Raw genomic sequence first — 15024 nt, 5'->3', positions numbered from 1 at the left:
TCAGTCTGTCTTTGAGATAAACCTATCCAAACAGCAATGGAAACAGTAAAATAAACCCTTTATTTTATCGAATCATAAGCCATGCTTACCTTCCAACAAATCATCTTCAAACTGCAAACATTCTGGGCAGACAAAGGCTGCACCGTCATCCAACCCTTCGACATGGAAGTCGGTGCCGGCACATCCCATCCCGCCACCTGTCTGCGCGCACTCGGCCCCGAGCCTTGGTTTGCCGCCTACGTCCAACCCAGCCGCCGCCCCAAAGACGGTCGCTACGGCGACAACCCCAACCGCCTGCAACACTATTACCAATTCCAAGTCGCCCTCAAGCCCGCTCCCGCCAATATCCAAGACCTCTATCTCGACTCCCTGCGCGAATTGGGCATCGACCCCAAAGTGCACGACATCCGCTTTGTCGAAGACGACTGGGAAAACCCCACCCTCGGCGCGTGGGGTTTGGGCTGGGAAGTCTGGCTCAACGGTATGGAAGTAACCCAGTTCACCTATTTCCAACAAGTCGGCGGCATCGACTGCACCCCCGTACTCGGCGAAATCACCTACGGCATCGAACGCTTGGCGATGTACCTGCAAGGCGTGGAAAACGTCTATGACCTCGTTTGGGCAAAAACGCTGGACGGTAATACAGTAACTTACGGCGACGTGTACCACCAAAACGAAGTCGAACAATCCACCTACAACTTCGAATACAGCGATGCCGATTGGCTGCTGCGCCAGTTCAACGACTACGAAGCGCAAGCCAAACGCCTGCTTGCCGAAGAAAACGCCGCCCTCGCCCTGCCTGCCTACGAGCTTGTCCTCAAAGCGGGGCATACGTTCAACCTTTTAGACGCACGCGGCGCGATTTCCGTAACTGAGCGGGCAACTTATATTGGACGTATTCGTGCATTGAGCCGCGCCGTGGCGCAAAAATATGTTGAAAGCCGCGAAAAACTGGGCTTCCCTTTAATGAAGGCAAACGCCGCCTAAGGGGGCGACGATTTTTTACGTTCGGGCGGCACGATAAGGCAGCCGTCCGGAAGCCATTATATTTTTTAGGAAAATCATGCCTGTCTATTTCCGCACCCCAAGCAGGAAACGCCTGCACAAAATGAACCGCCGCCAGCATAAAAAGCTGCATTTGGGCGAGTTTCAAGCATTGATTTTCGGCGTTCAAGGCAGTTTGCACCAAGCTGAGGACGATGCCGAAGCGTTTGGCCGCTTTATGGACGAGCTGATTGCGTATCTTGTGGTAAACGGCTTGGAAATGGCGGGCGGGGGCGATTGCGGCGATTTTTCGTGCCTGTTTCAAAAATCCGGCGCCCGAAGCTTGGGAGAAACCGAGAAAAAAGCCATTATCTCTTGGCTGGCAGACCGCGAAGATGTCGCCACTTTGCACGCCACCCCGCTGGTTGACGGTTTTTACGGGGATGACGGCTGGGAAAATTACAGCGAAACCTATAAACAGGCAGATTAACCAAATTCAAAGAAAGCCGAATGATGACCCAAACCCTTTTAATTGAACTTCTCACTGAAGAACTCCCGCCCAAAGCCCTGAATAATCTGGGCAACCATTTTGCCGCCGCCGTTGCCGAAGGCTTGGAAAAAGCGCAACTGGTTGACGGCGCAGCTGAATACACTGCCTACGCTTCTCCGCGCCGTTTGGCGGTTCAAGTCAAAAACGTCAAAGCCGTTCAAGCCGACCAGAAAATCGTGAAAAAAGGCCCTGCCGTGGCGAATGCCGTAAAAGACGGTGCGCCGACCAAGGCTTTGGAAGGTTTCGCACGCGGTGCGGGCGCGAAAATCGAAGACTTGACCATCGTCCACGACGGCAAACAGGATGTGTACGCCTACGAATACGTCCAAACCGGCAAACTGTTGGGCGAACTTTTGGAAGACATCATCAATGCCGCAGTGAAAAAACTGCCGATTCCGAAAGTGATGCGTTGGGGCAGCAGCACGTTTACCTTCGTGCGCCCCGTCCACGGGCTGATTGTGCTGCACGGCGGCGACATTGTGAACGTCAGCGTTTTGGGCCTGCAAAGCGGCAACAAAACCTTGGGGCACCGCTTCCTCTCCGACGGCGAAATCACTATTGAAAACGCCGACAGCTACGCCGAACAAATGCGCGAGCAAGGCAAAGTCGTCGCTTCGTTTGCCGAGCGCAAAGCTGCGATTCAGACGGCATTGGAAGGGCAGGCGCGCCGTCTGAACGCCGCCGTCGCCGCCGATGAAGCATTGTTGGACGAAGTAACCGCGCTGGTCGAATGGCCTGTTGTTTTGGAAGCCGGTTTTGAAGAACACTTCCTCGCCGTACCGCAAGAATGCCTGATTCTGACCATGCAGCAAAACCAAAAATACTTCCCGCTGCTCGATCAAAACGGCAAGCTGATGAACCGCTTCCTGCTGGTGTCCAACCTGCAAACCGAAGACCCGTCACACATCATCCAAGGCAACGAACGCGTCTTGCGCGCACGCCTGTCTGATGCCGAGTTCTTCTACAAACAAGACCAAAAAGCGACTTTGGAAAGCCGTCTGCCGAAATTGTCCGGCGTGGTTTACCACAATAAAATCGGTTCGCAGGCCGAGCGCATCGAACGCCTGCAAAGCATCGCCGCCCATATCGCCAAAGCATTGGGCGCGGATGCCGCCGCAGCCGAACGCGCCGCGCGTTTGGCAAAAGCCGACTTGGTAACCGAAATGGTCGGCGAGTTTCCCGAACTGCAAGGCACGATGGGCAAATACTATGCCCGCTTGGACGGCGAAACCGAAGAAATCGCCGAAGCCGTCGAGCAACATTACCAACCGCGTTTTGCCGGCGACAAGCTGCCCGAAAGCAAAATTGCCACTGCCGTTGCACTTGCCGACAAGCTGGAAACCCTGGTCGGCATTTGGGGCATCGGTCTGATTCCGACCAGCGACAAAGACCCATACGCCCTGCGCCGTTCCGCATTGGGTATTTTGCGTATGCTGATGCAGTACGGTTTGGACGTAAACGAACTGATTCAGACGGCATTCGACAGCTTCCCCAAAGGTTTGCTCAACGAAAAAACGCCGTCTGAAACCGCCGACTTCATGCAGGCGCGTTTGGCCGTGTTGCTGCAAAACGATTATCCGCAAGACATCGTTGCCGCCGTATTGGCGAAACAGCCGCGCCGTTTGGACGACGTAGTGGCCAAACTGCAGGCCGTTGCCTCGTTCAAACAGCTGCCCGAAGCCGCCGCGCTCGCCGCCGCCAACAAACGCGTGCAAAACCTGCTGAAAAAAGCCGATGCCGAGTTGGGCGTGGTTAACGAAAGCCTGTTGCAACAGGACGAAGAAAAAGCCCTCTTTGCCGCTGCGCAAGGCTTGCAGCCGAAAATCGCCGCCGCTGTTGCCGAAGGCAATTTCCAAACCGCCTTGTCCGAACTGGCTTCCGTCAAACCGCAAGTCGATGCATTCTTTGACGGCGTGATGGTAATGGCGGAAGATGCCGCCGTAAAACAAAACCGCCTGAACCTGCTGAACCGCTTGGCAGAGCAAATGAACGCGGTAGCCGACATCGCGCTTTTGGGCGAGTAACCGTTGTACAGTCCAAATGCCGTCTGAAGCCTTCAGACGGCATCGTGCCTATCGGGAGAATAAATTGCAGCCTTTAGTCAGCGTATTGATTTGCGCCTACAACGTAGAAAAATATTTCGCCCAATCATTAGCCACCGTCGTGAATCAGACTTGGCGCAACTTGGAGATTTTGATTGTCGATGACGGCTCGACAGACGGTACGCTTGCCATTGCCAAGGATTTTCAAAAGCGGGACAGCCGTATCAAAATCCTTGCACAAGCTCAAAATTCCGGCCTGATTCCCTCTTTAAACATCGGGCTGGACGAATTGGCAAAGTCAGGAATGGGGGAATATATTGCACGCACCGATGCCGACGATATTGCCGCCCCCCGACTGGATTGAGAAAATCGTGGGCGAGATGGAAAAAGACCGCAGCATCATCGCGATGGGCGCGTGGCTGGAAGTTTTGTCGGAAGAAAAGGACGGCAACCGGCTGGCGCGGCATCACAGGCACGGCAAAATTTGGAAAAAGCCGACCCGGCACGAAGATATTGCCGACTTTTTCCCTTTCGGCAACCCCATACACAACAACACGATGATTATGCGGCGCAGCGTCATTGACGGCGGATTGCGTTACAACACCGAGCGGGATTGGGCGGAAGATTACCAATTTTGGTACGATGTCAGCAAATTGGGCAGGCTGGCTTATTATCCCGAAGCCTTGGTCAAATACCGCCTTCACGCCAATCAGGTTTCATCCAAATACAGCATCCGCCAACACGAAATCGCGCAAGGCATCCAAAAAACCGCCAGAAACGATTTTTTGCAGTCTATGGGTTTTAAAACCCGGTTCGACAGCCTTGAATACCGCCAAATAAAAGCAGTAGCGTATGAATTGCTGGAGAAACATTTGCCGGAAGAAGATTTTGAACGCGCCCGCCGGTTTTTGTACCAATGCTTCAAACGGACGGACACGCCGCCCGCCGGCGCGTGGCTGGATTTCGCGGCAGACGGCAAGATGAGGCGGCTGTTTACCATGAGGCAATACTTCGGCATTTTGCACCGGCTGATTAAAAACCGCCGGCAGGCGCGGTCGGATTCGGCAGGGAAAGAACAGGAGATTTAATGCAAAACCACGTTATCAGCTTAGCTTCCGCCGCAGAACGCAGGGCGCACATTACCGATACCTTCGGCGTGCGCGGCATCCCGTTTCAGTTTTTCGACGCACTGATGCCGTCTGAAAGGCTGGAACAGGCAATGGCGGAACTCGTACCCGGTTTGTCGGCGCACCCCTATTTGAGCGGAGTGGAAAAAGCCTGCTTTATGAGCCACGCCGTATTGTGGAAACAGGCATTGGACGAAGGTCTGCCGTATATCGCCGTATTTGAAGATGATGTCTTGCTCGGCGAAGGCGCGGAGAAATTCCTTGCCGAAGACGCTTGGCTGCAAGAACGCTTTGACCCCGATTCCGCCTTTATCGTCCGCTTGGAAACGATGTTTATGCACGTCCTGACCTCGCCCTCCGGCGTGGCGGACTACTGCGGGCGTGCCTTTCCGCTGTTGGAAAGCGAACACTGGGGGACGGCGGGCTATATCATTTCCCGAAAGGCGATGCGTTTCTTTTTGGACAGGTTTGCCGTTTTGCCGTCTGAACGCCTGAAGGCGGTGGATTGGATGCTCTTCAGTAGTTTTCTCGACAAAGGGGGGATGACGGTTTGCCAACTGACCCCCGCCTTGTGCGTCCAAAGCGAAACCCTGCCCAGCCAACTGAAAAACGGCAGGCAGGAATCGTACCGCAACCGCCGCTCCCCGAAGGTTTTGTTGAAACGCGCTTTGGGAAAAATCGGCAGGGAAATCGAAAGGGCGAGGGAACGGAAACGTCAGAAAAAATTGGAAAAACACCTCGGGCGGCACGTTGTCCCGTTTGAATAGGTTTTGGCCTTTCCTTATTTGGCGGGTGTGCGCTGTCCCTAAATTTATGTCGGGGAATCCGGTTTGTTCGGTTTCACTTGTTTTCGGGTAAGCCCTAATTCGTGATTCCCGAGAAAACAGAAAGCCAAAAACAGAAACCTAAAATCTCGTCATTCTCGCGCAGGCGGGAATCTAGGTCTTTAAACTTCGGTTTTTTCCGATAAATTCTTGCCGCATTAAAATTCTAGATTCCTGCCTGCGCGGGAATGACGGCGGGGGGATTTCTGTTTTTCCGACAAATTCCTAAAACTTAAAATTCCGTTATTCCCGCGAGAACAGAAAACCAAAAAACAGAAACCTAAAATTCGTCATTCCCGCGCAGGCGGGAATCCAGTCCGTTGAGGTTCAGTCATTTCCGATAAATCACCGCAACATTAAATTTCCAGATTCCCGCTTTTGCGAGAATGACGGCGGGGGGATTTCTGTTTTTCCGACAAATTCCTAAAACTTAAAATTCCGTTATTCCCACGAGAACAGAAAACCAAAAACAGAAACCTAAAATCTCGTCATTCCCGCGCAGGCGGGAATCCAGTCCGTTGAGTTTCAGTCATTTCCGATAAATCACCGCAACGTTAAATTTCTAGATTCCCGCTTTTGCGGGAATGACGGCGGGGGGGATTTCTGTTTTTCCGACAAATTCCTAAAACTTAAAATTCCGTTATTCCCGCGAGAACAGAAAACCAAAAACAGAAACCTAAAATCTCGTCATTCCCGCAAAAACAGAAAACCAAAAAACAGCAACCTAAAATTCGTCATTCCCGCGCAGGCGGGAATCCAGTCCGTTCGGTTTCGCTTGTTTTGGGTTTCGGGTAACTTCCACTTCGTCATTCCCGCGAAAGTGGGAATCCGGTTCGTTGAGTTTCAGTCATTTCCGATAAATCACCGCAACATTAAATTTCTAGATTCCCGCTTTTGCGGGAATGATGGCGGAGAGGGTTTGTTGTTTCGGATAAATCCCTGTAGTTTTTCGTTTCTAGATTCCCGCTTTTGCGGGAATGACGGCGGCGGGATTTCTGTTTTTCCGACAAATTCCTAAAACTTAAAATTTCGTTATTTCCGCGAGAACAGAAAACCAAAAACAGAAACCTAAAATCTCGTCATTCCCACGCAGGCGGGAATCCAGTCTGTTGAGTTTCAGTCATTTCCGATAAATCACCGCAACATTAAATTTCCAGATTCCCGCTTTTGCGGGAATGACGGCGGGGGGGATTTCTGTTTTTCCGACAAATTCCTAAAACTTAAAATTCCGTTATTCCCGCGAGAACAGAAAACCAAAAACAGAAACCTAAAATCTCGTCATTCCCGCGCAGGCGGGAATCTAGTCCGTTCGGTTTCGCTTGTTTTGGGTTTCGGGTAACTTCCACTTCGTCATTCCCGTGAAAGTGGGAATCCAGTCCGGTGAGTTTCAGTCATTTCCGATAAATCACCGCAACGTTAAATTTCTAGATTCCCGCTTTCGCGGGAATGACGGAGGGGGGATTTCTGTTTTTCCGACAAATTCCTAAAACTTAAAATTCCGTTATTCCCGCGAGAACAGAAAACCAAAAACAGAAACCTAAAATCTCGTCATTCCCGCGCAGGCGGGAATCTAGTCCGTTCGGTTTCGCTTGTTTTGGGTTTCGGGTAACTTCCACTTCGTCATTCCCGCGAAAGTGGGAATCCGGTTCGTTGAGTTTCAGTCATTTCCGATAAATCACCGCAACGTTAAATTTCTAGATTCCCGCCTGCGCGGGAATGACGGCGGAGAGGGTTTGTTGTTTCGGATAAATCCCTGTAGTTTTTCGTTTCTAGATTCTTGCTTTCGCGGGAATGACGGCGGGGGAAATCTTATTTGAACCTACTATCTTAATCGGCTGCAAAATGCCGTCTGAACGGGTTTCAGACGGCATTTCTGTTTATGCGAAATCGCCCCAAAGCGTCTGCATCGCGGCGAGGGCGGCGAGGGCGACGGTTTCGGTGCGCAGGATGCGTTTGCCCAATGTTACGGTTTGGAAGCCGGCATCAAATGCCTGTTGTTCTTCCTGTTCTGTCCAGCCGCCTTCGGGCCCGACCATAAAGACGATTGCGCCGGACGGGTGGCGGATGTCGCCGAGTTTGCGGGCGCGGTTGATGCTCATAATCAGCTTGGTGCTTTCAGACGGCATTTTGTCGAGTGCTTCACGGTAGCCGATGATGGGCAGTACGGGGGGAACGGTGTTCCTGCCGCTTTGTTCGCACGCGGAGATGACGATTTCCTGCCAGCGTGCGAGGCGTTTGGCGGCGCGTTCTCCGTCGAGGCGGACGATGCAGCGTTCGCTGATGACGGGCTGTATGGCGGTTACGCCGAGTTCGACGCTTTTTTGCAGGGTGAAATCCATGCGATCGCCGGAGGAGATGGATTGTATCAGTGTGATGTTGAGCGGGGACTCGTTGTCGGTTGTGTCTTCGTGCAGGATTTCGGCTTCGGCGCGGCGTTTTTCCAAAACGGTCAGCTGTGCGGCGTGTGCCTTGCCTTTGCCGTCGAAGAGGGTGATGTTTTCGTTGGGGCGGACGCGTAGGACGTTGAGGTGGCGGACGATGTTGTCGGGCAGGGCGACGGTTTGTCCGACGGAAAGGTTTTCGGGCAGGTAGAATCGGGGCATAGTTTTTGGCGGTTCGGACGGTTATAATCTGTCGCAGCGGCGTGATGGAAACGGACATTATAGTGGATTAAATTTAAACCAGTACAGCGTTGCCTCGCCTTGCCGTACTATTTGTACTGTCTGCGGCTTCGTCGCCTTGTCCTGATTTAAATTTAATCCACTATATACGTTCGCGTGCCGCAAGTTCAAAATATGAGGACAGTAGGAAGTGTTACACCGTTTGCAGAAAGTCGTGCGCCATATCGCGCAAACCGAAATTATGCCGCGTTTTTTGAATACGCCGTCTCACCGCAAGGAAGACGGTTCGATGTTGAGCGAGGCGGACATTGCCGCGCAGACGGCTTTTGCCGCCGCGTTGCCGCTTCTGATCGATTGCCCGATGTTGGGCGAGGAAATGTCGCGGCAGGAACAGTCGGCTTTGTGGGAACAATATTCGGGGGAAAAGGGGCTGTGGATTGTCGATCCGATAGACGGGACGAACAATTTTGTCAACGGGCTGCCGCATTTTGCCGTGTCGGTGGCGTTTGTCCGCAACGGGCGCGCCGAATTGGGTGTGATTTACAATCCGGTCAGCGGCGAATGTTTTTATGCCGAACGGGGGCAGGGTGCGTTTCTTAATGGAACCCGCCTGCCTTTGCGTCTCGTGGATAAGAAGTTGAATGAGGCAATTGCGGGTGTGGAAATCAAATATCTGCGTTCGGGCAAACTGTCCAGCCGCATGAGTACGCTCGCGCCTTTCGGGACGATACGCAGTATGGGCAGCAGTACGTTGGATTGGTGTTATCTGGCGTGCGGGCGTTATGATGTTTATGTCCACGGCGGGCAGAAGCTGTGGGATTATGCCGCCGGCGCGTTGATTTTTGAGGAGGCGGGCGGCAGGCTGACGACTTTGGAAGGCGACGGGTTTTGGAGTGGTGAACACGTGTTCAAACGCTCGGTCGTTGCCGCGCTCGAACCGAAGCTGTTTGAACGCTGGGTCGGGTGGATACGGGAAAACCAATAGGTTTCAACAGGTTTGTTAATATATTTTCGCGATTAACGTTTCTTAACATTAATTCGGGTACAATCCTTTCCGCTGATTACCGCTGCCGTTTCTCCCTTTTCGGCAGTGCAGCAAGTAAGACGTTTTCCCGCAATGTATTGACCATTCATACTTACCCTTGGTATGAATGGTTTTTTTGCACGTTGAAAATGCCGTCTGAACGTTCAGACGGCATTTTTATGCGACAGGTTTCAGATATTTGCCGCAGCAGGCTTTGAATTTTTTGCCTGATCCGCAAATGCAGGGTTGTTTCATCGCAGGATGCGGAACGGTGGGATCGATAAAATACCATTGTCCGCCGATGTTGACGAAGCCGGACAGTTCGTGATGCGCGGATCGGTGTTGTCCGTCTCGGAAGTAGGCTTCAAATTCGACTTGGGCGTGGTCTTTGCCGAGTATCTTGTGCGAGATGACGTTCAAGCCCAGCCCTTCGGTTTCTATACTCCATTGCATCAGTTCGGCGGCATCGAGGAATGCCTGTTGCGCCGGAACGGTAGTAGCGATGATGTATAGTGGATTAACAAAAATCAGGACAAGGCGACGAAGCCGAAGACAGTACAAATAGTACGGAACCGATTCACTCGGTGCTTCAGCACCTTAGAGAATCGTTCTCTTTGAGCTAAGGCGAGGCAACGCTGTACTGGTTTTTGTTAATCCACTATAGTCGATAAGGTGCAGCACATACGCGCTGTACCGCGAACGCATGAGGGCTTCGGCGGTGGGCGGCAGGATTCGGCGCAGATGAAGCGGGCGGCAGCAGCCGGCATAGCTTGAGACCTTTGCAAAATTCCTTTCCCTCCCGACAGCCGAAACCCCAACACAGGTTTTCGTCTATTTTCGCCCCAAATACCGCCTAATTCTACCCAAATATCCCCTTAATCCTGCCCGGATACCCGATAATCAGGCATCCGGGCTGCCTTTTAGGCGGCAGCGGGCGCACTTAGCCTGTTGGCCGCTTTCAACAGGTTCAAACACATCGCCTTCAGATGGCTTTGCGCATAATGCCGTCCTGCAACTGATGTTCTTCCAGATGTTGCCGGTTTTCCGCACTGTCGTAGCCTTTGTCGGCATAGACGGTCGTACCTTCGGGTAACCCTTCCAACAACGGCGACAGGTGTTTGCACTCATGGGCATTGGCGGGAGTAATGTGCAGTTTCTCGATATAGCCTTCTGCATCGGTACGGGTATGTTGTTTGTAACCGAGTTTGTAGAGGCCGTTTTTCTTTATCCAACGGGCATCTTTGTCCTTACTCGGTGTGGTTTGGCCGCTGACTTGTCCTTCTTCATCGACTTCTATGGCCTGGCGCTGTTTGCTGCCGGCGGTTTGAATAATGGTGGCGTCAACGACGGCGGATGCTTTCTCTATTTTTAGGCCTTTTTCGGTCAGTTGGCGGTTAATCAGTTCCAGCAATTCGGACAGGGTGTCGTCTTGCGCCAGCCAGTTGCGGTAACGGCATAAGGTGCTGTAATCGGGGATGCTTAGTTCGTCAAAACGGCAAAACAGGTTGAAATCGATGCGGGTAATGAGGCTGTGTTCGAGTTCGGGATCGGAGAGACTGTGCCATTGTCCGAGCAGGACGGCTTTGAACATGGACAGCAGGGGATAGGCGGGACGGCCGCGGTGGTCTCTAAGGTAACGGGTTCTTTGACGATTCAGGTACTGTTCGATCGGCTGCCAATCAATCACCCGGTCCAACTTCAATAGCGGGAAACGGTCGATGTGTTTGGCAATCATGGCTTGGGCGGTTTGTTGAAAGAAGGTGCTCATGAGAAATCCCCTAAATGTCTTGGTGGGAATTTAGGGGATTTTGGGGGATTTTGCAAAGGTCTCAAACCGTTTTTCTCGATAAGTTTCCGTGCCGACAGACCTGGATTCCCACTTTCGTGGGAATGACGGTGGAAAAGTTGCCGTGATTTCGGATAAATTTTCGTAACGCATAATTTCCGTTTTACCCGATAAATGCCCGCAATCTCAAATCCCGTCATTCCCCAAAAACAAAAAATCAAAAACAGAAATATCGTCATTCCCGCGCAGGCGGGAATCTAGGTCTGTCGGTGCGGAAACGTATCGGATAAAACGGTTTCTTCAGATTTTACGTTCTGGATTGCCACTTTCGTGGGAATGACGGGATGTAGGTTCGTAGGAATGACGTGGTGCAGGTTTCCGTGCGGATGGATTCGTCATTCCCGCGCAGGCGGGAATCCAGACCCCTGACGCGGCGGGAATCTATCGGAAATGACTGAAACCCCGAGATTCCAGATTCCCACTTCCGTGGGAATGACGGTTCAGCAAGCGTAGGTCGGATACTTGTATCCGACAAAACCTTTAACATTCCCATCATTGCAATCCATTGCAGCAATGCCCAAAATGTCGAATTCAAGAATCCGACCTACAAAATCATTCCGAGCATAATACTATGAAATACCGTCGTTTTTACCGCAATGGCGGCACTTACTTTTTTACGGTTGTAACCAATAAACGGCAGAAGATTTTGACCGATGATGCGGTGCGTTTGGCTTTGCGGCAGGCGGTAATGGCGGTGCGCGAACGGTATCCGTTTGAAATTTTGGCATGGGTGTTGATGCCCGATCATCTGCATACCATATGGCGGCTGCCGGACAATGATTCTGCTTATTCGGAACGCTGGCGGCAAATCAAGCGGCACAGCCAATATTTAATCGGCGGCAATCTCAGGCTTTGGCAAAAACGCTTTTGGGAACATACTATCCGCGATGAGGCTGATTTTGCCTGCCATTTTGATTATCTGCATTTCAATCCGGTCAAACATGGCTATGTAGGACAAATTTCCGATTGGCGGTTTTCTACGTTTCACCGTTATGTCAAACAGGGTATTTATCCGCATAATTGGGGTGGCGGCAATGCGGACTTTTCTATTGGATACGATTGAAGTAATGTCGGATTCGAGAATCCGACCTACGGAAAACTGAAAGAGCATCGGCTGCAGGACAGCATTATGCGCAAAGCCTGCCGCAACCGTCCGCTGACGGAAAATCAAACCAAGCGTAACCGATATTTGTCGAAGACCCGTTATGTGGTTGAACAAAGCTTCGGTACGCTGCACCGTAAATTCCGCTACGCTCGGGCAGCCTATTTCGGACTGATTAAGTGAGTGCGCAAAGCCATCTGAAGGCGATGTGTTTGAACCTGTTGAAAGCCGCCAACAGGCTAAGTGCGCCCGCTGCCGCCTAAAAGGCAGCCCGGATGCCTGATGATCGGGTATCCGGGGAGGATTAAGGGGGTATTTGGGTAAAATTAGGAGATATTTGGGGCGAAAATAGACGAAAACCTGTGTTTGGGTTTCGGCTGTCGGGAGGGAAAGGAGTTTTGCAAAGGTCTCAGCTTGTGCCTGATCCGCAGGGGCAGGGCGGGGTGTGGCGTGTGTTCATTTTGCCTGAGAATGCAAATGCCGTCTGAAAGGGCTTCAGACGGCATTGTCGGTACGGCTGCCCGTCAGGGCATCAGCATGCCGCCGTTGACGTGCAGCGTTTGACCGGTAATGTATTTTGCCTGATCGGAAGCCAAGAACAAGACTGCATCGGCAATGTCTTGCGCGTCGCCGAATCTGCCCAAGGCGGTTTGGGCGGTAAAGGCTTGGCGGGTTTCTTCCGGCAGGGCGCGGGTCATATCGGTATCGATAAAGCCGGGGGCGACGCAGTTGACGGTAATGCCCCGGCTGCCGACTTCGCGCGCCATGGATTTGGCAAAACCGATTAAGCCTGCTTTGGCGGCGGCGTAGTTGGTTTGCCCGGCATTGCCCATCACGCCGACGACGGATGTGATGTTGATGATGCGGCCGGAACGTTGTTTCATCATGCCGCGCAAGACGGCTTTAGAAGCGCGGAAGACGGATTTGAGGTTGACCTGCATGATGTCGTCCCACTCTTCTTCTTTCATACGCATCAGGAGGTTGTCGCGGGTGATGCCAGCGTTGTTGACCAGAATGTCGAGTTTGCCGAATGCTTTTTCGATGTCGGCAATCAGGCTTTCGATGGTTTCAGGTTCGGCGGAATCCAATGCACGGCCTTCGCCGCCCCATTGCGCCAACCGCTCGCTAATCGCCGCCGCACCGCTCTCACTGGTCGCCGTACCGATGACTTTGGCACCGGCTGCCGCCAGTGTGTCGGCAATTGCTGCACCGATACCGCGCGAGGCGCCGGTTACCAAAGCGATTTTGCCGCTTAAATCTTGTGTGCTCATATTTTTTCCTTTTGTCCGATAATCGAAAGACTGCGCCGGACGGTGCAGCCCTGTTTGCTGGTTATTCCCACTCGATGGTGGCAGGCGGTTTGCCGCTCACATCATAAACCACGCGGTTGATGCCTTTGACTTCGTTGATGATGCGGTTGGACACGCGTCCGAGCAGTGAGTAAGGCAGTTCTGCCCAGTGTGCGGTCATGAAGTCGCTGGTGATGACTGCGCGCAGTGCGACGACGTAGTCGTAAGTGCGTCCGTCGCCCATTACGCCGACGGATTTCACAGGCAGGAATACGGCAAATGCCTGGCTGGTCAGGTCGTACCAAGATGTGCCGTTTTCGTCGGTGGTGTTGCGTAATTCTTGGATGAAAATATCGTCTGCTTGACGCAATAAGTCGGCGTATTCTTTTTTCACTTCGCCCAAGATGCGCACGCCCAAACCGGGGCCGGGGAACGGATGGCGGTACACCATTTCGCGCGGCAGACCCAAAGCAACGCCCAGTTCGCGCACTTCGTCTTTAAACAAGTCGCGCAACGGCTCAAGCAGCTTGAGCTTCATGTTTTCAGGCAGGCCGCCGACATTGTGGTGGGATTTGATGGCGTGGGCTTTTTTGGTTTTCGCGCCTGCGGATTCGATTACGTCGGGGTAAATCGTGCCTTGCGCCAGCCATTTGGCGTTGGTGAGTTTTTTCTCTTCGGCATCAAATACTTCGATAAATTCCGCGCCGATGATTTTGCGTTTTTTCTCAGGGTCGGTAACGCCGGCGAGTTTCGCCATAAACTGCCCTTCGGCATCGACGTGAATCACTTTCACACCCAAGTTGCGGGCGAACATATCCATCACCATTTTGCCTTCGTTCAGGCGCAACAAACCGTGATCGACGAACACGCAGGTCAGTTGGTCGCCGATGGCGCGGTGGATCAGCGCGGCGGCTACGGAAGAGTCCACGCCGCCGGACAAGCCTAAAATCACTTCGTCGCTGCCGACTTGTTCGCGGATTTTGGCAACGGCTTCTTCGATGTAGTTCGGCATTGTCCAGCCCGGTTGTGCGCCGCAAATATCCAAAACAAAGCGGTTCAACAGGGCGCGGCCTTGTTTGGTGTGGGTTACTTCGGGGTGGAATTGGATGCCGTAGAATTGTTTTTCGGCGTTTTCCATCATGGCAATCGGGCAGGACGGCGTGTCGCCGATGACGGTGAAACCGGTAGGCAGTTTGGAAACTTTATCGCCGTGGCTCATCCATACGTCGAGCGTGTTTGGCGTATCGTCTTGAATGCCGCGTGTCAGCTCGCTGTCGATGGTTTTGACTTGCGCGTAACCGAATTCGCGCTGGTTGCCGGGTTGCACTTCACCACCCAAGTGGTGCGCCATAAATTGCATGCCGTAGCAAATGCCCAAAATCGGAATGCCCAAGTCAAAGATACCGGTATCGGCTTGATAGTCGGATTCGTAAACGGAATTAGGGCCGCCGGAAAGGATGATGCCTTTGGGGTTGAAGGCTTTGATTTCGTCCAAAGGCATATCGAAGGAATGCAGCTCGCAGTAAACGTGGGCTTCGCGCACGCGGCGGGCGATGAGCTGGGTAACTTGCGAACCGAAGTCAAGGATGAGGATTTTGTCTTGGGTCATAATGGG

12 protein-coding genes and 3 pseudogenes are annotated in these 15024 nt (G+C 52.6%); 8 read left to right on the top strand and 7 right to left on the bottom strand.

All coding sequences use genetic code 11. The annotated features are described in order from the left end of the window. The first annotated feature begins 81 nt into the window (after positions 1–81). From glyQ to IUJ45_RS05020, 5 genes and pseudogenes are all read left to right on the top strand, one after another. Positions 82–987 carry a glycine--tRNA ligase subunit alpha gene (gene glyQ, locus IUJ45_RS05040; RefSeq protein ID WP_002218046.1) on the top strand — a complete coding sequence of 302 codons (906 nt, stop codon included), beginning with the start codon at positions 82–84 and terminating at the stop codon, positions 985–987. A gap of 76 nt (positions 988–1063) precedes the next feature. Further along, the gene (locus IUJ45_RS05035; protein ID WP_002247152.1) at positions 1064–1474 is read left to right on the top strand and encodes a 50S ribosome-binding protein YggL; all 411 of its coding nucleotides are present in this window, start codon (positions 1064–1066) and stop codon (positions 1472–1474) included. A 20-nt stretch (positions 1475–1494) separates the two neighbouring features. Next, a complete protein-coding gene (gene glyS / locus IUJ45_RS05030; RefSeq protein ID WP_002247158.1) occupies positions 1495–3558 on the top strand; it encodes a glycine--tRNA ligase subunit beta in 2064 nt (687 codons plus the stop codon). A 16-nt stretch (positions 3559–3574) separates the two neighbouring features. Further along, a pseudogene (locus tag IUJ45_RS05025) lies at positions 3575–4664 on the top strand (glycosyltransferase family 2 protein). Then, entirely contained in the window at positions 4664–5470 is an 807-nt protein-coding gene (locus tag IUJ45_RS05020) for a glycosyltransferase family 25 protein (RefSeq protein WP_002249799.1), read from the top strand. Before IUJ45_RS05025 ends, IUJ45_RS05020 begins: the two are co-directional and overlap by 1 nt. Positions 5471–7404: 1934 nt before the next feature. Here the strand turns inward: IUJ45_RS05020 and IUJ45_RS05015 are convergent. Further along, positions 7405–8130 (bottom strand): 16S rRNA (uracil(1498)-N(3))-methyltransferase, encoded by a 726-nt coding sequence (locus tag IUJ45_RS05015; RefSeq protein ID WP_002245219.1) that lies wholly within the window; start codon positions 8128–8130, stop codon positions 7405–7407. A 57-nt stretch (positions 8131–8187) separates the two neighbouring features. Then, positions 8188–8319, bottom strand: coding sequence for a hypothetical protein (locus tag IUJ45_RS10975; RefSeq protein WP_259676726.1), 132 nt, complete (start codon positions 8317–8319; stop codon positions 8188–8190). Positions 8320–8338: 19 nt separating this feature from the next. Here IUJ45_RS10975 and IUJ45_RS05010 point away from each other — a divergent pair, with 19 nt between their 5' ends. Continuing rightward, on the top strand, positions 8339–9133 hold the full coding sequence (locus tag IUJ45_RS05010; protein WP_002234194.1) for an inositol monophosphatase family protein: 795 nt from the start codon (positions 8339–8341) through the stop codon (positions 9131–9133). Positions 9134–9349: 216 nt separating this feature from the next. Here IUJ45_RS05010 and IUJ45_RS05005 read toward each other — a convergent pair whose 3' ends face one another. From IUJ45_RS05005 to IUJ45_RS04995, 3 genes and pseudogenes are all read right to left on the bottom strand, one after another. Then, positions 9350–9733: a YchJ family protein gene (locus tag IUJ45_RS05005; RefSeq protein ID WP_002221455.1), complete on the bottom strand. Its 384-nt coding sequence runs from the start codon at positions 9731–9733 to the stop codon at positions 9350–9352. A 36-nt stretch (positions 9734–9769) separates the two neighbouring features. Then, positions 9770–9913 carry a YchJ family metal-binding protein gene (locus tag IUJ45_RS05000; protein ID WP_370657199.1) on the bottom strand — a complete coding sequence of 48 codons (144 nt, stop codon included), beginning with the start codon at positions 9911–9913 and terminating at the stop codon, positions 9770–9772. A gap of 179 nt (positions 9914–10092) precedes the next feature. Then, positions 10093–10940: pseudogene (locus IUJ45_RS04995) on the bottom strand (IS5 family transposase). 649 nt (positions 10941–11589) lie between these two features. Between IUJ45_RS04995 and IUJ45_RS04990 the strand changes: the two are divergent. Continuing rightward, positions 11590–12081 carry an REP-associated tyrosine transposase gene (locus IUJ45_RS04990; RefSeq protein WP_002241757.1) on the top strand — a complete coding sequence of 164 codons (492 nt, stop codon included), beginning with the start codon at positions 11590–11592 and terminating at the stop codon, positions 12079–12081. A gap of 36 nt (positions 12082–12117) precedes the next feature. Then, positions 12118–12383: pseudogene (locus IUJ45_RS04985) on the top strand (transposase); the annotation flags it as partial. 261 nt (positions 12384–12644) lie between these two features. On the opposite strand, the gene fabG reads toward IUJ45_RS04985, so the two are convergent. Continuing rightward, on the bottom strand, positions 12645–13391 hold the full coding sequence (fabG, locus tag IUJ45_RS04980; protein WP_002246450.1) for a 3-oxoacyl-ACP reductase FabG: 747 nt from the start codon (positions 13389–13391) through the stop codon (positions 12645–12647). A 61-nt stretch (positions 13392–13452) separates the two neighbouring features. Further along, positions 13453–15018 carry a glutamine-hydrolyzing GMP synthase gene (gene guaA, locus IUJ45_RS04975; protein ID WP_002236175.1) on the bottom strand — a complete coding sequence of 522 codons (1566 nt, stop codon included), beginning with the start codon at positions 15016–15018 and terminating at the stop codon, positions 13453–13455. Between the last annotated feature and the right edge of the window lie 6 nt (positions 15019–15024).

It is taken from the genome of Neisseria meningitidis, from assembly GCF_022869645.1.
In the GTDB taxonomy this organism is placed as follows: Bacteria; Pseudomonadota; Gammaproteobacteria; order Burkholderiales; family Neisseriaceae; genus Neisseria; species Neisseria meningitidis.
Note: the sequence above shows the minus strand (reverse complement) of the source record. Positions and strands in the feature narration are given on the sequence as shown.

Coding starts and splice junctions, on each gene's coding strand:
- IUJ45_RS05015 (WP_002245219.1), bottom strand. CDS start 8,130: ATGCCCCGATTCTACCTGCCCGAAAACCTTTCCGTCGGACAAACCGTC.
- IUJ45_RS05035 (WP_002247152.1), top strand. CDS start 1,064: ATGCCTGTCTATTTCCGCACCCCAAGCAGGAAACGCCTGCACAAAATG.
- glyQ (WP_002218046.1), top strand. CDS start 82: ATGCTTACCTTCCAACAAATCATCTTCAAACTGCAAACATTCTGGGCA.
- IUJ45_RS04990 (WP_002241757.1), top strand. CDS start 11,590: ATGAAATACCGTCGTTTTTACCGCAATGGCGGCACTTACTTTTTTACG.
- fabG (WP_002246450.1), bottom strand. CDS start 13,391: ATGAGCACACAAGATTTAAGCGGCAAAATCGCTTTGGTAACCGGCGCC.
- guaA (WP_002236175.1), bottom strand. CDS start 15,018: ATGACCCAAGACAAAATCCTCATCCTTGACTTCGGTTCGCAAGTTACC.
- IUJ45_RS05020 (WP_002249799.1), top strand. CDS start 4,664: ATGCAAAACCACGTTATCAGCTTAGCTTCCGCCGCAGAACGCAGGGCG.
- glyS (WP_002247158.1), top strand. CDS start 1,495: ATGATGACCCAAACCCTTTTAATTGAACTTCTCACTGAAGAACTCCCG.